The organism is Longimicrobium sp. (assembly GCF_035474595.1).
GTDB lineage: Bacteria > Gemmatimonadota > Gemmatimonadetes > Longimicrobiales > Longimicrobiaceae > Longimicrobium.
The window spans coordinates 45,761-66,745 of sequence record NZ_DATIND010000092.1 but is presented as its reverse complement, the minus strand read 5'-3'; the positions used below and the strand labels follow the sequence as shown (position 1 = coordinate 66,745).

Genomic DNA, 20,985 nt, shown 5'->3' with positions numbered 1-20,985 from the left:
CAGCGAACGTGCGGCACCGGCTATAGATCCTTCGGCCTGCAAATACCTGTGCAGATTCAGCTTGCACTGTGGCCGGCCTCAGGATGACGTCTCCCTAGTCTTGAGCGGAAATGCACAGGTAATCTCCAGATACGGTATGACAAGGGCCGGAAAGAGGATCACGCGGAGACACGGAGGACCGCGCGGATTCCCTTCCTGTCTCGGTACCTCTGTGCTCCGTGTGAAAAAAAGCGGAAGGGCGGAGAAGCCCGAAAGCTCCTCCGCCCTTCCATGCCGGGATGTGGATCTATGCGTCGAAGCGGCTACGACACCGCCCAGAAGCCTTCCAGCGCCCCACCATCGGCGCTCTCGCGCAGCTTCTCGAACGCGCGGTTGCGAATCTGGCGGATGCGCTCGCGGGTCACGCCCAGCATCGACCCGATCTCCTCCAGCGTACGCTCCTCGCCCTCGTCCAGCCCGTAGTACAGGTACAGGATCTTGCGCTCGCGCTCGGTGAGGTACTTCTCGAACATCTTCTCCAGGAACTCGCGCCGCGCCTGGCTCTCGACCTCCTCCTCGATCTCCACCGCCTCGCTGCCGGCGAAGCGCTCGCCGAAGCTGGCGCTGTCGCGGTCGCCGCGGTCCAGCGGCGCGTCGAGCGAAAGCTCGCTGGCGGCCACCCGGCGCAGCGCGCGGATGGTGTCCACCGGCTCGCCCATCTCGTCGGCGATCTCCTCGTCGGTGGGCGAGCGGCCCAGCGTCTGGGTGAGCGCCGTGTCCACCCGGGAGAGGCGGACCAGGTTGGAGTTCTGGTTCAGCGGGATGCGCACCGAGCGGGTCTGCTCGGCCAGCGCCTGCAGCACCGTCTGGCGGATCCACCACACGGCGTACGAGATGAACTTGACCCCCTTGTCGGGGTCGAACTTCTTCACCGCCTTCAGCAGCCCCTCGTTCCCGATGCAGACGAGCTCGGCAAGGCCCAGCCCGCGGCCCTGGTACTTCTTCACGTAGCTGATGACGAACCGGAGGTTCGCCGTCACCAGCCGCTCCGCGGCCTCCTTGTCTCCGCTGCGAGCCCGGTGAGCAAGCGCGCGCTCCTCGGCGGGGTCTTCGATCAGCGGGTACTTCTCGACGTCATGCAGGTACTGGTCGAACGAGTCGAGGGCCCGTGAGCTCAAGAACATTTCGGTTCGCCTTTCTGAAAGAACAAGAGCAGCGAGCCTCGGTGGTGTTCGAGGACTCGCTGCTCCTGCGTGGGCTAAGGATGTCTCCCGGAAATCCCCATAGCCGGCAAAGCTAACCCGGTCAAGAGCGGAAGTCAATTTCCCCGCGTGCCCCAAGTGGACGCGGTGGGATTTCCAGCAAGCACAACCCGTTGTGGTCCGCGCGTTTGCGCGCACCTTCACACGGCGGTCCGCTCAGACGCCGCCGTGCGTGGCTCCGTTCCCGTTCGCGCCGGGATGCGGGGTGCCGTTCGCCGCGCCGAAAGCCAGCGCGGCGTTGATCCCCCCGAAGCCGAACGAGTTCGAGACGGCGTACCGCACGTTTCGCGCCTCGCCCGGTCCCGTGGAGTAGCACAGGTCGCACTCCTCGCCGGGCTCCTCCAGGTTCAGCGTGGGCGGCACCCACCCGCGCTCGATGACCAGCGCGGTGATGGCCGCCTCGACCGCGCCGGTGGCGCCCAGGCAGTGCGCATGGTACCCCTTGGTGCCGCTCACGATCGCTTTTTCGGCGTGCTCGCCCAGCACCGAGCGGATCACGCGGCTCTCGGTGCTGTCGTTCAGCGGGGTGGACGAGGCGTGCGCGTTCACGTAGTCGACCTGCTCCGGGGCCACGCCGCCGGTGCGCAGCGCGGTGTTCATCGCGCGCACGGCCTGCGCGCCGTCGGGGCGCGGCGCGGTCATGTGGTGCGCGTCGTTGCTGGTGCCGTATCCGAGGATTTCGGCGTACACGTGCGCGCCGCGCGCCTTCGCCCGCTCGTACTCCTCCAGGACGAGGACGCACGCCGCCTCGCCCATCACGAAGCCGTCGCGGTCGCGGTCGAAGGGGCGCGAGGCGCGCCGGGGATCGTCGTTGCGCGTGGACATGGCGCGGATGATGGCGAAGGCGCCGTAGCAGAGCGGCGCCAGCGGCGTCTCCACCCCGCCGGCCAGCACCACGTCGGCGTCGCCGTCGCGGATGGCGCGCCAGCCGTCGCCCACGGCGATGGCGCCCGAGGCGCAGCTCATCCCGTTGGTGGAGTTGGGGCCGGTGAAGCCGAACTCGATGGCCACGTTGCAGCTGGCGGCGCCGTTGAACACGGCCAAGGCCAGCAGCGGGTCCACCCCGCGCACGCCGTTCTGCACGTAGCTGGTGAACTGCCCCTCGCCGTAGGCCACGCCGCCCAGCGCGCTCCCCATCAGCACGCCCACGCGGTCGGGGTCCTCGGCCGCCGGGTCGATCCCCGCGTTCTCCAGCGCCAGGCGCGAGGCGGCGATGGAGAACTGGGCGTAGCGCTCGGTGCGCTTCACCCGCTGCCGGTCCATGTAGTCGGCGGGCTCGAAGTCGTTCACCTGCGCGGCGATCTGCGTGCGGAAGGGCGACGGGTCGAAGCGGTCGATGCGCTGCACGGCGCTCTCGCGGCGGCGCAGCCCTTCCCACAGCCCCTCCACGCCGGTGCCGATGGGCGTGATGGCGCCGATGCCGGTGACGACCACGCGCCGCCGGGGGGGTGTGCCGTTGCCGTTGGTGTCGCTCATGCCGTTGTACCGCTTGGATTTACAGGGAAGATGGAAGATGCGGCGCGGGATGCGGCCCGGCCGCCCGCGCCCGTGGGGTACCACGGCCGCGGTGCCGCCCGGTCTCTGCTACACCGGATGCAAGTTTCGGTGCGCGCGGATGTTTGCGGCCGAACGCAAAGCGCGGCGCGGGTTATCCCCACTCCGCCTCCGCCGCGGCGGCCGCCCCGGGTGTTCTCTCGTGCTACGCCTGTGCGCGCGCGAGTCACGGTCGGACCGCTGCGGAGCCCCCGGGCCGCGCCGGCGCAGGGCCGCCGCCGGGATGGCGAGATTTGAATCATCGGTGCGAAGTTCGTGGCCGGGCGGCCAAGTTCGGCGGTCGGCGGCGCGGGCGCAACGGGCGTCGCTGGATGGGCGGGACGAACCGCGGTAAACTGCGGGCGGGGGATGGATGAACCGCGAGTCCGGAGGGGACGATGGGGGATGCGACGGTGGAGCTGCACGCGGACGACGGCGGGGCGGGGGATGGGCTCCCCGTCGTCTTCCTCCACTCGCTGGCGGGGAACACGCGCCACTGGGAGGCGCAGCTCGCGCACCTGCGCGCCTCGCGGCGGGCGGTGGCGCTGGACTGGCGCGGGCACGGGCGCTCGGGCGCGGCGCCGGACGGCGGCTGGTCGCCCGCGGAGATGGCGCGGGACGTCGCGGCGGCGGTGGACCGGCTGGGGCTGGCGCGCTTCGTCCTCGCCGGCCACAGCGCGGGGGGACTGGTCGCGCTGGCGTACGCGGGGATGCACCCGGAGCGCGTGGCGGGGCTGTTCCTGCTCGATCCCTCGGGCGACATGCGGCGCGTTCCCGCGGAGATGATCGACCCGTTCCTCGCCACGCTGGAGGGGGACGGGTATCAAGAGGCGATCGACGCCTACTGGCGCGGCATCGCGGGCGCGGACCCCGCCGTCCGCGACCGCCTGCTGGCTGATCTGCGCGCGACGCCGCGGGCCACCGTCGCCGGCATCCTCCGCGCGCTTCGCGACCTGGACGTGGAGGCGCTGCTGCGGGGCTACCGCGGGCTGCGCATCTCCATCACCACGCCGCAGAACGACGGGCCGATGAGCCTGCACGTCATCGACCCGTCGCTCGCGCACCGGATGGTGACCGGCACCGGCCACTGGATCCAGCTCGACCGCCCCGAAGAGGTGAACCGCATGCTGGACGAGTTCATCGCGGAGGTGGAGGCGGCGGTGTGAAAGTGGCCCCCGCGCATGCCGCGCGCGGGGGCCGGTCTTCATCTCCCCTCCTCCTTCACGGCGCGGAGGCCGAGGAAGAGCGGGATCTCGCGCGTGGCCAGCCGTTCGGCGCGGGCGTGCGGGCCGGGCTCCGGAGACTTGTGCGTGGGGATCTCGTGGATGCCGTCGACCCGCAGCCCGCAGGCGGCCAGGCCGTTCACGTACGCCCCGAGCGGGCGGTGATAGCTGCGGGTGAAGCCGTGGCGGGCGGCGCCGTAGCTCTTCATCGGCACCGCCAGCCGCGTCAGGTACCGGTCCACGCGGCGGTACTGCAGCTTGCGCTGGCGGTCCCATCCCCACCCGCTCTGGCGGGGGATGCGGAAGCACGGGTGCGTCATCAGCAGCACCACGCGCCCGCCGGGCCGCACCGCCCACGCCGCCGCCGCCAGCGCGTCTTCCAGCGGGTCGATGTCCTGGATGCTCAGCAGGAACACCGCCGCGTCGAACGCGCCCGCCTGGAGCTCGCCGATCTCCTGCAGCTTCGTGGCGTCGCCCTGGACGAAGCGGCCGTGCGCGGCGTGGTGGCGCCGCGCGAACTCCAGCAGCCTGCGGCTGGCGTCCACGCCGGTGTAGCGCGCGCCGGCCCCGGCCACGTGCGGGGCCAGCACCCCCGGCCCGCAGCCCACGTCCAGCACCTGCTCGCCGCGCGCGGGGAGCAGCAGCTCCAGCAGCGCGGGGATGGCGACGCGGCGGTGGTGCTCGCTTCCCTCGGCGCCCACCCAGCCGGTGTACCAGTCGGCCACCGGGTTCCAGCTGTCGCTCCCTGCAGGCCGAGCCTGATTCTTTCTTCTTCCCATCGGGCCACGCTCGTGTTCATGGGTTGATCGCTCGATTTCGGGAAAAACGGGAAAAGCCGCGGCGCGTGCCTGCACACGCGCCGCGGCCTGCGGGCGAACGAAAAAGGCCGTGGGCGCGCACGAGAGCGCGCCCACGGCCTGTCGCGACCGGCTTCTGCCGGGGCTTACGACATCCGTACGATGGGCACAGCCTCGCCGCAGGCGGATCCGCGACCGTGGCCGCGGATGCGCCGCATCGAAATGCCCATGTGGATGTCCACCATCATCTTGCCATCACCTGGAAACGGGTTGCGGATGAACGGTATCCACGCTCCCGCCGCGTGTCAATCGCCGGTCCGCGGGAAGGCGCCGCTCACACGTAGCAGCCCTGGCTGCACGAGCCGGCGGGCCCGCAGCTCACCCCGTAGCAGGTGTAGCCGTAGCAGGTGTTGTCGGTCTGCACCACGCAGTTGGCCTCGGTGGGGTTGCAGGTCACGTACTGCGTTCCGCCGCACCCCGTGTCGCAGGTGTTCTCGCCGCCCGCCGTGTTGTTGTTGCACCCGGCCTCCCAGCACGTCCCGTCGCCGCTGTTGGTGTTCTCGTCCACGGGGTACGCGCGGGAGTCGTGCGCGCGCACCGTGCCGCCCATCACGACGCGTCCGGCGGGCGTGGTGTCGAACGATTCGACCAGCAGCGTGTCCAGCTCGAGCGCCAGCTTCTTCATGAGGTGCCTCCGAGGGGTGGGGGTCGAAGGAAAGGCTCGTGAGCCGGCCGGCACAGGAGCGCGGCCGCGGCTCGGGCGTAAACAGATGCATTTCGCGCTCCATGGCGCAACCGATTCGTAAATCAGCGAAATGGGCGCTCAACGCCTGTTTGTGTGGCGTGATACGATCGTGATCGCGCGCGTCAACCGAAGCGCTCCAGGCGGAATGGGGCGAGGTCGAAGCGGGTGCGGCCCTCGGTCAGCAGGTCGGCGTGCAGCTCGCCGATGGCGGAGGCGAACTTGAAGCCGTGGCCCGAGCAGGGGGTGGAGATGAGGACGCGCGGATGCGCCGGGTGGAAGCCGATGGCGAAGTCGCCGTCCGGGGTGTTGGTGAAGAGACAGGTCGTGCTCTCGCGCACCGGCGCGGCCGCGGCGGCGGGGAGGATCTGGCGCAGCGCGGCCCGCAGCGGCTCCACCTCGTCTGAGTCGACGGTGCGGCGAATGCCGTCGGGGTGCGCGGCGGTCTCGCCCTGGTGCATCCGCGCGGCCTTCACGCCCTTCTCCAGCCGCGGGAAGCCGTAGCCGATGAAGCCCGTCGTGTGCTCCCACGCGTAGATCGGGCAGCGCTCCGGCTCGTAATCCTCACCCGCGGGGAGATCGAACCAGAACGGCACCTGGCGCTCGACGGTGAGCGGGAGATCGATCCCGCCCAGCAGCTCCCGCGTCCACGCGCCGGCGGTGACGAGCAGGCGATCGGCCGTCCACGCCTGCGTCGCGGTGCGGACGCGGACGCCGTCTCCGTCTTCCTCCCACCCCGCCACCGGCTCGCCGTAGCGGAGGTCGGCGCCGTGGCGGGCGGCGAGCGCCAGGTGCGCGGCGGTGCACGCCTCGGGGTGGAGATATCCCGCGCGCGGGTCGAACACGGCGACGAGGTCGCCGGAGATGGCGAAGGCGGGGAAGCGGACGCGGACCGCGGCGGGCGACAGCAACTCGTACGGGAGCCCGTGCTCGGCGGCGCTGCGGAGGGTGCCGGTGATGAGCATTCCGTCCCGCGGGCCGATCATCAGGCCACCGTGGATGCGCATCAGCGGCTCGCCGGCGTCGCGCTCCAGCTCGCGCCAGAGCTCGTACGCGCGCTGCACGAGCGGGACGTACAGCGGGTGCTCGAAGTACATCTCGCGGATGATGCGGCTGTCGCCGTGCGACGAGCCGTGGGCGTGCGGCTGCGGCCAGCGGTCCAGCCCCAGCACGCGCAGCCCGCGCCGCGCCAGGTGGTACGCCGAGGCGCTGCCCATCGCGCCCAGGCCGGCCACGATCACGTCGTATCGATCCGTCATGTGGATGCCGGGTAGGGAGTCGTGCTTCACGATCCCGGCAGTTTACCACGGCGGCCGCGGCGGCGACACGGCGTCGGCACGGCTTGGCCGCGGCAGGGTGGAAGGCGAATGGAATTCGCATGCAACAACAGCACAAAGTCGCTCCGCGACTGCGGCCGCGGCATTCGGGCGCAAGATCGAAGGCTGGTGCTGGGTAACTCACAGACGCGGCTGCGCTGCGCGATCTAATACCACTCCGCCACTCCTCCGTGATGCGAGCAGGTGCCGCGGCGATGCGTGCTGAACGACGGCGTGCCGTCGCGGCAGCGGGCGGTTGCTCCGGACGGTGCGCTGCGCTCCGAGCGCCGTCGCGAACGTGGTCGCTCGCCGTCTGTCGAACTGCGCGCCGAGCGTGGACGATCGTTGTCGTCGGCCGATGGCGAGGACGAGGTCAGGCGCGTGGTGGGGAGATGCACGAAGCCGATGCGCGGGCCGCCGATCTCGTAGACCGCCGCCCAGCCGCGCGAATCCCGTGATCCGACTTCGATACGATCGCCGCGCGAGAGCGTGCGCACGACGGCGTACGAGGTGCCGGCGCCGGAGCGCACGTTCACCTGGCCGCGTGCGTACAGCGTTTCGCGCTGCTGGCCGTAGCCGCTGCTGTCGACGATCGAGAGCGGCGCGTAGCCGCTGGCGCCGGTGTAGCCGCCGCCCGGGTGGCCGGCGATGCTGCCGCAGAACCCCACGACGAGCAGCAGCATGAACCCGATGCCGCCGCATCCCATGCACCCGGCCAGCGTGTTCCCCGCGCCAGCCGGCGCCGCCGAGCCTCCGCGCCCGCCGCCACCGATGCGCGAGCGCGAGCGGATGCCCGTCCCCGGGATCCCCGCGTTCAGGTAGGTGCCCCGGCGGCCGGTGTTCACGCTCATCCCACGCACGCCCACCGTCGTGCTCACGCCGGAGCGGCTGAAGTTCAGCCGGACGCCGGGTGCGATCTTCACCGATTTGCGGAAACGGAAGCCCATGACTTCACCTCGGGATGAACGGGTCCTCAATACTCAGGGAGATTGATCCACTTCTTCACGCCTGCATGCCCGGAGCAGGTGCCCGGACGGTGTTTGCTGTAAGAATAGCTTCCGTCCCGGCAGAGCGCGGTCGCGGACGAGGCTTCGCGTTCGCCATGATGCCGGATCTTCGATGCTCCCCAGGCGGCGACAGTGGCCGAGATGGCAAACCCGATCACCCGCAACGGCTTCAGAAGCCGGCGCCGCTTCTCCGCTCGCTTCCTGCGCCTCTCCTCTTCCTGCCGACGCTTTGCTTCCGCACGCTCCCTCGCCTGCCACTGACGCAACGATTTCTCGGAATCCATTGATTCTCCAAGCTCACTATGGTTCTTCGAGCGGATCAAGGCTCTTTCTCGGACGGGGTGGTGCAGAACGGCGCGGTCGTCGGAGGGTTCGGGCCCGGGTGATGGATCCAGCATCGGACGCCACCGCGGGACGAGCAGGTTCCACCTGAATGCTTGCTGAACGACGCTGTGCCGTCGCGACAGATCGCCGTTCTGTCGGTAAGCGACAGGAGCGGTGCCGCGGGCGGCGGCGGAGGCCGTGAGATTATCCCGCGCGGCTGCTGGGACGTGCTCGATTCTTTCCCGTCATCGCCTCCGCCGCGGAGAGCCGCTACAGCGATGGCAAGGATCAGCACGACGGCGAAGATGCTCCCCGCTTCCCACGACAGGCGCCACTTCCTCTTCTCAGGGGCGTCAACGATGCGATCGATGTCGTCGTGAGCTTCCGGCTCGGGCGGTGGAGGTGACGGAGTCTGCTCCTGTCGCATCACATCCCGGACTTTGGCTTCGATGTCGTCGGCATCGTCCGATGGACCGTGGGCGGGATCGCGGGGATCTCGTTGCGTCATGATGATGCGTTCGGGGAGAGGGTCGATCGGTGACGCGTCCAGCGGTGGTTCCGACGGCGCGTCTTTTACGTCGCCGCTGACCAACTGTGGATTTGACGGACGTTGATCTGACGTTTCCCAAAGCGGTTTTAGAGGGATGAAAATCAGCAGCGCGGGAGCGATCTCCCGCGGCTGCGTTGATGTTTGTTGCGTGTCAGTCCGTCCGCCTGCGGCGAGATTCAGATGCGGTTTGTTTGCGCCGCCGCTGGATCAACGCTGGACATTATCGCCAAAACCATCCTCCGCGCGGATTCGGAGGCGACGCACTGCCGCTCGCCTCGCGCGATGTCCGCGAAGGCGGACAGTGTGCAGTTGTAGCCGCGACTTCAGTCGCATCTTCGAATTCCTCCCCGTGCAGCCAACCCGCCGCTGCACGCAACATCATAAACCAACGGCGGCATTCATCCGCTCTGGATTGGCCCGCAGAGCGGGCGAGGCGGCTTGCATCGCCCGCATCCGCACGGGCGCTTGACGGTGGCTGACGCAGGGTGCTTCTTCGATGCGGGGCTGCCTACCTCGGCCGCGATCCCGCGGCATCGGCTCCGCGAACGCCGGCCTCGCGCCGAGGCGTTCGCCGCATCTCCCACCACACCCCAGCCCGGGAGGAGACCATGCCCAAGCTCACGCTGAACCCCGAGGACCTGGTCATCGAAAGCTTCGAAACGCCGGTCACCCAGGATACGGCATCGCTGCTCATCACGCCGCGCACGAACGAGCCGGGCTGCGTCCCCGGAAGCAAGGCGACGGTCTGCTTCTGCTAGATCGCGGGCCGAGATCGGACAAATGGATGTGCCCCGGCGCCAGAGCGGCGCCGGGGCATTTTCGTTTGGCGATGAAACGGTGCAACCGGATGTGCGGGCAGGTCCTGACGCCGCCCTCGAAAGACGTCATCCTGAGGCCGGCCACGCCGCAAGCTGCACCCGCGCGGAAAGTCGCAGGCCGAAGGATCCATACCCTGCCTCGCACGTGAGCAGGGGACCGGCGACCGACATCCCGGCGCGCGGAGCATGCTGACGTGCTATCCGGCGATAGATCCTTCGGCCTGAATGCACTTGTGCGGAAGCGGCTCGGGCGTGGCCGGCCTCAGGATGACGTCTTTTCGCGGGGGATTGGCGTCTCCCTCTGACTCTACATCCAGCGCGGCGCTGTTATCTCCCCTCTGATTCGCCCTCCAGCGCGGCGCGGAAGGCGTCGAGGGTGGGCTCCAGGGGCTCGGCGTGGGAGGGGCGGCCGAGGAGGCGCTGCAACTCGGGGGGGATGGGGATCTCGTGGCCGACGAGCGGCTCGACGACGGCCTCGAACTTGGCGGGGTGCGCGGTGGCGACGACGATCCAGTCGCTGCCGCCGAGGCGCTCGCGCGCGGCGATGGCGGTGGCGGTGTGCGGGTCCCACACGGTGCCCCACCGCGATTCGCCTTCGCGGATCACGCGGCGAATCTCGTCGTCGTCCACCTGCTCCGCGCACAGCGCCGCGCGCGCAGGCTCGTGGCCGCCGAAGAGGTGGAAGATGCGCTCCATGTTGCTGGGATCGCCCACGTCCATCGCGCTGGCGAGCGTGGCCACGGTCGGGTGCGCGGCCCACGCGCCGCCCGCGGCGAACGCGGCGATGGCGCGGTTCGCGTTCGTGGCCATCACCACCTGGCGGATGGGGAGCCCGGCGCGGCGCGCCCAGAGCGCCGCCGCGGCGTTGCCCAGGTTGCCCGAGGGGATGACGAAGCCCGGCTCCGCGCCGTGGCGGCGGACGTACTCGCGCGCGGCCCAGGCGTAATAGGCCATCTGCGGCAGCAGCCGGCCCACGTTGATGCTGTTGGCCGACGACAATCGCCGCGCCGCGCGGAGCGCCGGGTCCGCCATGGCCGCCTTCACCAGGCGCTGGCAGTCGTCGAAGGCGCCGCGCACGGCGAACGCGCGCACGTTGCCGCCCCACGCGGTGAGCTGCTTCTCCTGCCGCGGCGACACCATCCCCGCCGGATACAGCACGGCGACCTCCACGCCCGGGCGCCCGTGGAACGCCGCCGCCACCGCGCCGCCGGTGTCGCCCGAGGTGGCGACGAGGATGGTGAGCGGCCGCGCGTCGCCGCCGTCGAGGCGCGACATCAGCGCGGCCAGGAAGCGCGCGCCCACGTCCTTGAACGCCGCGGTCGGCCCGTGGAACAGCTCCAGCACGGCGGTGCGATCGCGCAGATCTCGCAGCGGCACGGGAACGGTGAACGCCTCGCGGCAGATGGCGCCCAGCGCGGGCGCCAGCACATCGCCCGCGAAGAACGGCGCCAGCAGCCGCTCGGCGACCTCCGCCAGCGTCTCCGCGCCGTCCAGCGCCTCGGGCGCGATGGGGGGATACGCCTCGGGGACGTAGAGGCCGCCGTCCGGCGCCAGCCCGCGCTCCACCGCCGCGGAGAGCGGGACGGGATCGGATTGGCCGCGCGTGCTGATGTATCTCATCTCATTCCGGCCATGCGGAGCTTGTTACCGGCATCGGTGTGTGGAAAATGCCGCTGAAGTGGCGGTTACAACTGCACACTGTCCGCCTTCGCGGACATCACTCCTGGGCGGCCGCATCGCTGGTGCGACGGGGAAACGCGGTTGAACTCCGCGCAGGCGGAGTGCGTGCCGTTGTAGCCGCGAGTTCACTCGCATTCTGGATCTTTTGGGACGCGCACGCATCCCCATCACCCCACGTCCTCCAGCCGCGCGCCCGGGCCGTCGACCGGCGACGTCCAGCCCTCGGCGGCGACTCCGGCGGCGGCGAAGGCAGCGACCATCGCGATCCGCGCGCGCTCGGCATCTTCATCCTCATCGCACCAGGCGAAGAGGCTGGGGCCGGCGCCGGAGATGGAGCAGCCGAGCGCGCCCGCGTCCATCGCGGCGGCCTGGACGGCGGCGAAGCCGGGGATGAGGGCGGCACGGTGCGGCTCGATCACCTCGTCGCGCAGCGAGCGGCCGATGAGCGCCAGGTCGCCGCGGAAGCACCCCGCCACCACGCCGGCCAGGTTCGCGCACTGGTGGATGAAGTCGCCCAGCGGCACGGACTTCGGCAGCACGGCGCGGGCGTCGCGCGTGTCCAGCCGCAGGCGCGGGAGCACGAGGACGCAGCGCAGCGCGGGCGGGGCGGGGAGGGGAACCACGTCCGGCGGATCGGCGGCGCGCACCAGCACCAGCCCGCCGAAGAGCGATGGGGCCACGTTGTCGCCGTGCATCGCCCCGCTGGCGACCGCCTCGCCCATCAGCGCGTAGCGGAAGAGCGCGGCGGCGGGGAGCGGCTCCGGGAGCAGCGCGTTCGCTGCGACCACCGCGGCCACTGCGGAGGCGGCCGATCCCCCGATCCCCGAGCCCAGCGGGATCCCCTTCTCGATCGCCACCTCCACGCCCAGCCCCGGCGCGTGGTCGGCCAGGAAGCGCATCACCGCCGTCCCCGCGGTGTTCGCGGCGGGGTCCGCCGGCAGCGGGCCGGCGACTCCCGTCACCGCGCCCATCACGACACCGGGGGACGCGCGCCGCGTGACCGTCACGCGATCTCCATACAGCGCCAGCGGATGGCCGAGGAGGTCGAAGCCGACGGCGAGGTTGGAGGTGCTGGCGGGGGCGAAGGCCGTGGCGCGCGACGGAGGCGTCACGAGGCGCCCCCCAGGTACGAGGCCAGGCGCAGCAGGTCCGCGAAGACGCCGCCGGCCGTGACCTCCGGCCCGGCGCCGGGGCCCTGCACGATCAGCGGGTTGGGCGTGTACCGCCGCGTCTGGAACTGCACCAGGTTGTCGGTGCGGTTCAGCCGCGCGAATGCGTGCGTGGCCGGATAGGCGCGCAGCCGCACCGTCGCCCGCCCGTCCCGCTCGACGGCGCCGACGAAGCGCAGCCGCTCGCCGCGCCCGTGCGCGTCGCGCCACATCCGCGTCATCGGCTCGTCGTGCTCGCCCAGGCGGCGGAGGAAGTCGTCCACGCTCCCGCCGCGCAGCCCGTCGGGCACCAGTCCTTCCAGCTCCACGTCCGCCATCTCCATCTCCAGTCCCATCTCCCGTCCCAGGATCACCACCTTCCGGGCCACGTCGGCGCCGGACAGGTCGTCGCGCGGGTCGGGCTCGGTGAACCCCTCGCGCCGCGCCTCGCCGACCAGTTCCGAGAACGGCCGCACCCCGTCGAAGGCGTTGAAGAGGTACGACAGCGTCCCCGAAAGGACGCCCTCGATGCGCTGCACCTCGTCGCCCGTGTCGATCAGGTCGCGCAGCGTCTGGATGATGGGGAGCCCCGCGCCGACCGTGGTCTCGTACAGGTAGTGCCCGCCCGCGCCGCGCCCCAGCGCCCGCAGCTGGCGGTAGTAGTCCAGCTCCAGCGTGTTCGCGCGCTTGTTCGGCGTCACCACGTGGATGCCGCGCCGCAGCCACTCCGCGTACCGCCGCGCGATGGACTCGTCGGCCGTGCAGTCCACGATCACCGCGTGCGGCAGGTGCTCGGTCTGCACGTGCGCGGCGAAGGCGTCCAGATCCGGCGCGTCGCCGCGCGCCATCTCCCCCCGCCAGCCGCCGAGCGCGATGCCGCGATCGTCCCGCGCCATCGCGCGCGAGGTGCAGATGGCGCGCACGCGCAGGTCCACGTTGCGCTCGCGGCGGATGGCGGGGGCGCGCGCGGCCAGCTGGTCCAGCAGCGCCGCTCCCACCACGCCGCTGCCGATCACCCCGATGGAGAGCGTCTGCCCGGACAGGTACAGCCCGGCGTGCGCGGCGCGCAAGGCACGCTCGGCCTCGCTTCCGCCGACCACCACGGAGATGTTGCGCTCCGACGAGCCCTGCGCGATCGCGCGGATGTTCACGCCCGCCTTCCCCAGCGCGCCGAAGAAGCGCGCGGCCACGCCGGGGTTCCCCGCCATCCCGTCGCCCACGACCGCGAGGAGGCAGCAGTCGGCGTCGACCTCGGTCTCACGCACCTGCCCGTGGTGGCGCTCGGCGAAGAAGGCCGCGTCGGCCGCCCCGCGCGCCGCGCCGGCCAGCGCGGCGGGCACGGCCAGGCAGATGGAGTTCTGCGAGCTTCCCTGCGACACCATCAGCGGCTCCACGCCGGCCTCGCGGAGCGCGGCGAACAGGCGGTGCGCGGTGCCGGGCACGTCGCGCATCCCCGGCCCCTCCAGGTTCAGCAGGGCCACGCCCTCCACCGTGGAAAGCCCCTTCACCATGCGCACCGGGGCGCCGTCGGCGTCGATGCGCGTTCCCGGCGCGTCCGGGCGGAAGGTGTTGCGGATGTAGAGGGGGATGCCGCGCTCCACCGCGGGCCCCATCGTCGCCGGGTGGACGACCCTGGCGCCGAAGTGCGCCAGCTCCATCGCCTCGCGGTAGCTCAGGCGGTCGAGGACGATGGCCTCGGGGACGAGGCGCGGGTTGGCGCTCATCACCCCGTCCACGTCGGTCCAGATGTGGATCTCGTCGGCCCCCAGCAGCGCGCCGAAGATGGAGGCGGAGAAGTCGCTCCCGTTCCGCCCCAGCGTGGCGGGGACGCCCGCCGCGGTGGAGGCGACAAAGCCGGTTACCACGAGCATCGGGGGGATGCCGCCGCGCGCCGCTTCCCACGCGCGCAGCCGCTCGCGCGTGGCGGGCCAGTCCACCCGCGCCGTCGTCTCGCCGGGCTCGGCGACCAGCACCTCGCGCGCGTCCAGCCAGGCGCCGCCCGCGCCGCGCGTGCCCAGGTACGCGGCCAGCAGCCGCGCGGACCAGACCTCGCCCACGCCGGACACCATGTCGGCGCCGCCGCGCGGGGCGTGGCGCAGGATCCAGGCGGCGCGCAGCACGTCGTGCACGTCGGCCAGCTCGCGCTCCATCGCCTCGGCGACCGATTCCGCCTCGGCGGGCGGGAGGAGCTCGGCGGCGGTCCGGCGGTGGCGCTCGCGCAGCGCCGCGATCTCGCGCTCGTACGCGGCGTCGCGGGCGCCCGCCAGCCGCACCGCGCGCACCAGCCCGTCCGTCACCCCCGCCATGGCGCTGACGACCATGGCGCGCCGCGGCTCGGGGCGCGCGAGGACGATCTCCGCCACGGCGCGGTAGCGCTCCGCGCCGGCCAGGCTGGTCCCGCCGAACTTGTGCACCACCAGGCGTTCCGGGGGCATGCGGTCCTCGTGGGTCTTGGGGATGGGGACAAGACGAAGAGCGGCCCGTGATCGCTCACGGGCCGCTCGCGTCCTGCTGGTGAACCGCGCCTTCTCGACTACCGGCGCAAGCACTCCCGGCCGCGGCCCGTGAGACGGGTCGTGGTGGTAGTGGTGGTGCCGGTGGTGCGGATGGCGGCGTTCGTCATGGCTTCAACTCTACCGGTGCGCGGCGCCGCGTGTCAAGCGACGTCCACCCACAAGTTCAGGCGGATTCAGTTTCAGGATGGGCTTCGCTTCCGGCGGGGTCCGCCGCGCTTCTCCGCTCCCGGGCCCACTTCTCGTGCCGCGCGTTCTCCAGCAGGAGCTCGGCGCCGGGGCTCAGGGAGGCGATCTGGCCGTTCCGCTCGCTGACGAACACGACGACTCCGTCCGCGTCTCCCGTGGCGCTGTAGCCGACCACGCGGTCCCCCGAGCCGGCGGCGGCGAAGGACCCGGCTTCCCGACGGGCGGCGCCGAGAAAGGCGTCCACCGCCGCTCCATCCAGCCCGTCCCACTCTTCCCGGCGCGCCTCTTCTCCCGGCGCCTCGATGCGTACCGTAGACATTCTCTTCCCCCTCCTCAGTAGGCGGTCATGCGGTCGGACCACGCCTCGTACGAGAACGAGGCCCCGCCCGCCGGCGCGGCGGCCGACAGGTTGATGGTGAAGGCGCCGTCTCCCGGCGTGGGGTCGGTCACCCAGTAGTCCAGCCCGCCCAGGTTGGATCGCGGCGTGATGCGCACGTTGTTCACGCTCTCGATGTCGCGGTTCAGGCCGTGCGCGACCGAGAGCGTGGTGGCCCCCGCCGGCACCGTGACGCTGTTCCGGGCGCGGGTGGTGTATCCCCGGTTGTCGCGCACCAGCACGGGCGCGTTGGCGTGGTTCCAGGGGGCGATCAGCAGTCCGCCCTGCGACACGTCGTTGTCCACGATCTGCGCGTTGGTCACCGCGCTGTTGACGAGGATGGCGAACGCCTGCGTGGGAGTGGCCTGGTCGTCCCAGCACCGGTTTCCCATGATCCGCACGCGGTCGCCCACGTTCACCTCGATCCCGCTGGAGAAGGCCGCCGTCCTCCCGTTGCGCGAGCATTTGTTGTGGGTGATGTCGAGGCGGACGGGTGCCGTGCTGTAGGTGCGGATCCCCGATCCCGCGCAGCCGCTCACCACGTTGTTGTCCACGGCACAGCCGCGGCAGCCGTGGATCTCGATCCCCACGATCAGGTTGCGCACCGTGTTGGCCGATACCACCACGTTGCGGGCCGTGTTGTAGGTGCTCTGCACCACGATTCCCGAGCCCGTGCCGGTGGTGCCGTACACGTCGTTGCCGCTCACGCACACGTCCTCCGCACCCTCGATGCGGATGCCCGGGCCGCCGGAGACGGAGGGCGTGGCGTCCACCGTGTTCCCGGTCACGCTCACGCCCACCGGCACGCCGAGCGAGCCGTTGACCACGAACGCGCCCACCCGGATGCACCCCTGGCCTTCGTTGCTGTACGCCACGTTGTTGCCGGCGATGGTCACGTTGTGGTTCGTGCCGCGAACGTCGATGCACGAGCTGTCGCAGTCGAACACCGTGTTGGCTTCCACCAGCACGTTCGAGCAGTCCTGCACGCTGATCCCCTCGTCGCCGATGCCGCGCACGTCGTTGCTGAGCACGCGGATGTTCTTCGCCCCGCCCCACAGGCTGATGCCGTTGGGGATGCTGCTGAGGTCGCGCCTGCCCCGCACCGTGTTGTGCGAGATCTCCACGTTGTCGTTGGCCCCCGCCATCATGTACACGAAGTCGCCCACCAGCGTGTGATGGTTCCCCGTGATCCAGCTGTCGCGCAGGGCCGCGTAGATCTTCACCCCGTACAGGTGCGTGTTGTTGCCGGTCTGGTAGATGCGGTTTTCCGAGATGCGGACCCGGTCCGCGAACTTCAGGGAGATGATCCCCGGATCGTCGGACGGAGGGGTGGCGGGGTTGGGGCTCACGTCCTGGATGGTCAGGCCGCGGATGGCGATGTCGTAGTCCGCCCCGGCGGCCACGGCGGTAACGAAGGAGCCGTTGCGGAAGCCGCCGCCGTTGTTCTGGATCAGCGAGCCCGGCATCCCCTGCACGGTCACCCTGCTCTTCACGTACACCCACGCGGTGAGCGTGTACGTGCCGGCGGGAACCAGGACCGTCCCGCCGCCGGCGGCGCTCGCGTCGTTGATGGCCGCCTGGATCACCGCGGCCGCGTTGGTCATGGCGCCGGACCCGTCGTACGTGGCCCCGTAGTCCGGGTCGCGCACGTTGACCCAGGCCTCGCCGGGGTCGTACAGCGAGGCCTCGGTGAACTGTCCGGTCTCGGTTTCCGTGGTGCCCGGCATGTCCGCCAGAATCGAGGAATTTGCCATCGATCGCTTCCCTCCGTGTGATAGGTGATGATGGTGCCGCCCTTCCAACTTCCCCGCCGGCCGCGCTTCGGCAGGCGGGGCGGTCCGGTTGTACTGCGCATATCCCTGCACGCTCGTGGGGGGCGTCGCTGTGTATGGTCGAAAGCGCCCGACTGCGAGGGCGCCGTCCCCCAAGAGACATTTCTTACCAAGAAGGTACGAAGGTGACGGGGTGTGCGCAAGCATTGTGTTAAAGGGAGCGCTCATAGTGGAATGCTCCACCGTGGTGACGGGTGTTAGAGTGCGAGAGTAACGGGAGTGGGGGGAAGATGCGGGTGACGGGCTGGCTCCTCACCGGCGGCTGAAGCCGCAGCAACAACCACGGGACGCCTCGCAAACTGCGCGAGGCTGTTCGGCTCGGAAGCCGGCTACGGCTCGTCTCTCATCTTCCCTCGGCGCGCAAAGCGAAGGGACAACTCAGGATCATGTTTTTCCTGGGATCGGCATCATCTCCCGACACCAACACGGCCCCGGCGATCCGCTCGCCGGGGCCGTGGCATCTCAGCTCGCGGCCGCGGGCTCGTCGGGTGATGCGAGGGTGGCGGCGATCTCGCGGATCTGGGCGGCGTGGCGGGCTTCGTGGGCGGCGGCGGAGACGCCCCACTGGTACAGGTTCAGCGGGCCGAGCGCGGGGTGCGCCATCTCCACCTGCGCCAGCGCCACCCCGTCGCCCGCGGCGAAGGCCTGCACCGCGCGCTGGTGCGCCGCATCGAGCGCGGCACGGGCGCTGTCGTAGCGCGCGTCGGGCGCCGGGTGGGCGCGCTCGGGGGCGACGCGCTTCTGCGACCGGTCGGCCACCCTCGCGAAGTGCCCGGAGGTGTCCAGCGGCGCGGTCTCCGTCTCCGGGCCCACGCCGCCCGCCCGCGCTTCGGCCAGCGCCTGCGTGACGCGCTCGGCCATCACGTTCTCCACCTTCGAGACGTGCTCGATCACCTGCGCCACCGACCACCCCCCGCCGGCCGGCTGGTGCTCGCGGTGCCCGGCGGGCACCGCGTCGGCGGCGGCACGCAGGGCCTGGTACTGCTCGTCGATCAGGTCCAGCACCTGCTGGATGCGCGGATGCATCGTGCGTCGTCTCCGGTCGGGATGTGCCGTGGTGGAATGGGATCGAAGCTCATGGAATCTACCTCCCCCGTACCCGTCCGACAGAGCCGGGGAAGCCACCGGAGTGGCCGCCCGCGAACCACCCGCGCGGCAACGGGATGCCGCCGGAATCGCGAGGCAGCACCGGACCGGAAGGAAGCCAGCGTGAACGCCACGATGCAGGTAAACCCCTCTGTGTCAAGGGGTTGTGTCGCTGGATCGATCCCTCTAGGTTGGCTGCACGGAGACTGCTTCAGGACACCGAGAGATAACCGTGGGGCGCGGGATGCCGGTCTCCGCATGGTCCCGCGCCGGAATCCAGAGGGAGGTAGCAGGATGAAGAAGATCTCGCTGAACATCGACGACCTGCAGGTCAGCGCCTTCGAGACCGCCGCGGTCGAGGTCGAGGCCGGCACGGTCGAGGCGTACGCCCGCACCAAGGCGAACCAGTACACCTGCGACCCGCTCGTGGGCACCTGCTTCGGCTACACCTGCATCGACGCCTGCTTCTAAGCCGGCGGACGCACGGAAACGCACGGCGGGCGCCGGAGACGCGAAGTCTCCGGCGCCCGCCGCCGTTTTGCTCATCCTCCTTCGATTGCTTCGTCTCCGGGTCGTGGAAAGAATCGGTGGCCGCGCGGGACGGGATCCGATCGGCCTCACGATGTCCCATGTGGGACGTGGCTGCCCCGAAGGGCCGCCCGGCGGATGCCGCACCTGTCCGGACCGGGTGACTCTCGCGTGGCCGATAAATGCCGGTTGTGCAGGGACTTGCCGGGTCCGTCCCCGCCGCTCCGCCGGGGTGCGGGAAGTGGACGAGCCGGGCACGTTTCGTGAACGATCCTCCCATCCGCGGCGGCTTCCTCCTGGCGGACACGGGGGGTTCCTTCCGCCGCGATCCAGCAAATCGGTGCGGCCATGCAGTACCCGGCCATCGCACTCCTCGCCTGCCAGCAGGACGACCCCGCCAGCGCCTTCGGCGCGCTGGTCGAAGCCCTCCGCGAAACCCTGCCGCTGCACTGCGCGGCCTGGGTGGCGGGCGACCCTCCCGCGGCACTCACGCGCTTCCCCCCCGAGCTGGAGCTCTCCAGCGAGCTGTGCGAGATGGTGGCGCACGCCCGCCGCGCCGAAGTCTACCCCGCCAGCGTGCTGTGCCGGGAGATCTCGGCCGCGTACCCCGGCGCGGAGCTCCTCACCCTTCCCGTTTCCGACGGCCGCGCGGCCGGCGGGCTGATGCTGGCCGCGCCCGCGGGCGTGTTCGCCGACCCCGCCGAGCCCTGGCTGGTGGTGGGCGAGGCGCTGGCGAACGTCCACGCCCGCGACCGCGCCCTGCGCGAGAGCCGCGACGAGTGCGAGGCGCTGCGGCAGCGCGCCGAGGAGGGCGAGGCGCTGGACGTGCTGGGGCTGGCCGCCAACCGCACGCTGGACCCGGAAGAGGTCCTGACGCTGGTCTCGCGGTTCACGCGCACCCTGCTGAGCGCCGACTACGTCACCGTGAGCACGGTGGACGAAGGCGGCGTCCGCCTGCGCTCGTCCGTCGGGCTGTGCACCGCGGACGGGGGCGTGGAGGACCCGCTCGCGCGGCTGGTCATCCACACCGGAAAGCCCCTGTTCGTGGGCGGCGGCCAGGCGCTTCCCACGCGCGACTTCCCGCTGCACGTGGCCGAGGGAATGGTCGAGGGGCTCGGCGTTCCGCTCTCGGTGTTCGGCGAGACCTTCGGCGCGCTGATCGTGGGGCACCGCACGGCCTACCACGTCACCCGCCGCGACACCCGCCTGGCGGTGACGCTCGCGCGGCACGCGGCCGTGGCCATCAGCAATGCCCAGCTGCACCGCGCCGTGGAGTCGCGCTCGCAGGAGCTGGAGGCCGCGTACGAGCGGCTGCGCGAGCTGTCGGTGGTGAAGGAGCGGTTCTTCGCCACCATGAGCCACGAGCTGCGCACGCCCATCACCGCGGTGAAGGGGTACGGCGACCTGCTCCTGGACGGCATCGCCGGCGAGCTGCCGCCGCAGGCGCGGCGCTACGTGGAGCGCTCCCGCACCGCCGCCCTCACCCTGCTGGGCCTGATCAACGACCTGCTGGACTTCGCCAAGATCGAGGCGGGGAAGATGGAGGTGGAGCTGCGGCCCTGCCCGGTGGCCGACGCGCTGGAGGGGGCGCTGGCCGCCGTCGAGCCCCAGGCGCGCGCCAAGGGGCTGCAACTCCGCACGCTGCCGCCGGCCCCGATGCCCTCGCCGCTGGCCGACGACAAGCGGCTGCGGCAGATCCTCACCAACCTCCTGTCCAACGCCGTGAAGTTCACCGAGCGGGGGCAGGTCTCGCTCTCCGCCGCCTGGCGGCCGGACGGGCACCCCGGACCCGCGCCCGGCGGCTGGGTGGAGATCCGCGTCGCGGACACCGGGCGGGGAATTCCCCCCGAGCACCTGGACCGCGTGTTCGCCGAGTTCGAGCAGGTTCCCGGGTCCGACGGCACCGGGCTGGGCCTTCCCATCTCCCGCAAGCTCGCCCGCCTCATGGGTGGCGACCTGACCGCCGAGAGCCGGTGCGGGGCCGGCTCCACCTTCATCCTGCGGCTCCCCGCCGCGGCCGCGGCAATCTCCGCTCCTTCCCGCCAGCCGGCGGCCCTGCCGTGCTGAACGGGCGGTAGCGAA

The 20,985-nt window shown here is 71.2% G+C and carries 18 protein-coding genes and 1 pseudogene; 4 read left to right on the top strand and 15 right to left on the bottom strand.

The genetic code is table 11. The features are described 5' to 3' along the window. Window positions 1–302: 302 nt before the first annotated feature. Entirely contained in the window at window positions 303–1,157 is an 855-nt protein-coding gene (locus VLK66_RS17200; protein ID WP_325310687.1) for an RNA polymerase sigma factor RpoD/SigA, read from the bottom strand. A 240-nt stretch (window positions 1,158–1,397) separates the two neighbouring features. Beyond that, the gene (fabF, locus tag VLK66_RS17195; RefSeq protein WP_325310686.1) at window positions 1,398–2,717 is read right to left on the bottom strand and encodes a beta-ketoacyl-ACP synthase II; all 1,320 of its coding nucleotides are present in this window, start codon (window positions 2,715–2,717) and stop codon (window positions 1,398–1,400) included. Between the two features lie 455 nt (window positions 2,718–3,172). Between fabF and VLK66_RS17190 the strand changes: the two genes are divergently transcribed. Continuing rightward, entirely contained in the window at window positions 3,173–3,940 is a 768-nt protein-coding gene (locus VLK66_RS17190; protein ID WP_325310685.1) for an alpha/beta fold hydrolase, read from the top strand. A 38-nt stretch (window positions 3,941–3,978) separates the two neighbouring features. Here VLK66_RS17190 and VLK66_RS17185 read toward each other — a convergent pair whose 3' ends face one another. The 7 genes and pseudogenes from VLK66_RS17185 to VLK66_RS28640 form a co-directional block, all read right to left on the bottom strand. After that, window positions 3,979–4,776, bottom strand: a complete 798-nt coding sequence (locus tag VLK66_RS17185) for a class I SAM-dependent methyltransferase (protein WP_325310684.1) — start codon at window positions 4,774–4,776, stop codon at window positions 3,979–3,981. A 352-nt stretch (window positions 4,777–5,128) separates the two neighbouring features. Continuing rightward, window positions 5,129–5,479, bottom strand: a complete 351-nt coding sequence (locus VLK66_RS17180; protein ID WP_325310683.1) for a hypothetical protein — start codon at window positions 5,477–5,479, stop codon at window positions 5,129–5,131. Window positions 5,480–5,661: 182 nt separating this feature from the next. After that, window positions 5,662–6,795, bottom strand: a complete 1,134-nt coding sequence (solA, locus tag VLK66_RS17175; protein WP_325310682.1) for an N-methyl-L-tryptophan oxidase — start codon at window positions 6,793–6,795, stop codon at window positions 5,662–5,664. Window positions 6,796–7,019: 224 nt separating this feature from the next. Next, a complete protein-coding gene (locus tag VLK66_RS28765; protein WP_414676495.1) occupies window positions 7,020–7,274 on the bottom strand; it encodes a DUF3761 domain-containing protein in 255 nt (84 codons plus the stop codon). Next, a pseudogene (locus tag VLK66_RS17170) lies at window positions 7,257–7,799 on the bottom strand (DUF4236 domain-containing protein); the annotation flags it as partial. The pseudogene VLK66_RS17170 and the gene VLK66_RS28765, both read right to left, overlap by 18 nt. 26 nt (window positions 7,800–7,825) lie before the next feature. Continuing rightward, window positions 7,826–8,182 carry a DUF3761 domain-containing protein gene (locus VLK66_RS17165; protein WP_325310680.1) on the bottom strand — a complete coding sequence of 119 codons (357 nt, stop codon included), beginning with the start codon at window positions 8,180–8,182 and terminating at the stop codon, window positions 7,826–7,828. After that, window positions 8,179–8,610 (bottom strand): DUF3761 domain-containing protein, encoded by a 432-nt coding sequence (locus tag VLK66_RS28640; RefSeq protein ID WP_349260515.1) that lies wholly within the window; start codon window positions 8,608–8,610, stop codon window positions 8,179–8,181. The genes VLK66_RS17165 and VLK66_RS28640 overlap by 4 nt, the downstream gene beginning before the upstream one ends. 731 nt (window positions 8,611–9,341) lie before the next feature. On the opposite strand from VLK66_RS28640, the gene VLK66_RS17160 reads away from it, so the two are divergent. After that, entirely contained in the window at window positions 9,342–9,491 is a 150-nt protein-coding gene (locus tag VLK66_RS17160; protein WP_325310679.1) for a hypothetical protein, read from the top strand. A 387-nt stretch (window positions 9,492–9,878) separates the two neighbouring features. Here the strand turns inward: VLK66_RS17160 and thrC are convergent, their stop codons facing one another. The 6 genes from thrC to VLK66_RS17130 form a co-directional block, all read right to left on the bottom strand. Next, window positions 9,879–11,171, bottom strand: coding sequence for a threonine synthase (thrC, locus tag VLK66_RS17155; RefSeq protein ID WP_325310678.1), 1,293 nt, complete (start codon window positions 11,169–11,171; stop codon window positions 9,879–9,881). 227 nt (window positions 11,172–11,398) lie between these two features. Next, window positions 11,399–12,343 carry a homoserine kinase gene (locus tag VLK66_RS17150; RefSeq protein WP_325310677.1) on the bottom strand — a complete coding sequence of 315 codons (945 nt, stop codon included), beginning with the start codon at window positions 12,341–12,343 and terminating at the stop codon, window positions 11,399–11,401. Further along, the gene (gene thrA, locus VLK66_RS17145) at window positions 12,340–14,814 is read right to left on the bottom strand and encodes a bifunctional aspartate kinase/homoserine dehydrogenase I (protein WP_325310676.1); all 2,475 of its coding nucleotides are present in this window, start codon (window positions 14,812–14,814) and stop codon (window positions 12,340–12,342) included. The genes VLK66_RS17150 and thrA overlap by 4 nt, the downstream gene beginning before the upstream one ends. A 244-nt stretch (window positions 14,815–15,058) precedes the next feature. After that, window positions 15,059–15,400: a hypothetical protein gene (locus VLK66_RS17140; RefSeq protein ID WP_325310675.1), complete on the bottom strand. Its 342-nt coding sequence runs from the start codon at window positions 15,398–15,400 to the stop codon at window positions 15,059–15,061. Window positions 15,401–15,414: 14 nt separating this feature from the next. Continuing rightward, complete coding sequence (locus tag VLK66_RS17135) at window positions 15,415–17,211, bottom strand: right-handed parallel beta-helix repeat-containing protein (protein WP_325310674.1); 1,797 nt, start codon at window positions 17,209–17,211, stop codon at window positions 15,415–15,417. Between the two features lie 540 nt (window positions 17,212–17,751). After that, entirely contained in the window at window positions 17,752–18,315 is a 564-nt protein-coding gene (locus tag VLK66_RS17130) for a DinB family protein (protein ID WP_325310673.1), read from the bottom strand. A 354-nt stretch (window positions 18,316–18,669) separates the two neighbouring features. On the opposite strand from VLK66_RS17130, the gene VLK66_RS17125 reads away from it, so the two are divergent. Then, the gene (locus VLK66_RS17125) at window positions 18,670–18,846 is read left to right on the top strand and encodes a hypothetical protein (protein ID WP_325310672.1); all 177 of its coding nucleotides are present in this window, start codon (window positions 18,670–18,672) and stop codon (window positions 18,844–18,846) included. Between the two features lie 405 nt (window positions 18,847–19,251). Then, window positions 19,252–20,970, top strand: coding sequence for a GAF domain-containing sensor histidine kinase (locus tag VLK66_RS17120; protein WP_325310671.1), 1,719 nt, complete (start codon window positions 19,252–19,254; stop codon window positions 20,968–20,970). Window positions 20,971–20,985: the final 15 nt, after the last annotated feature.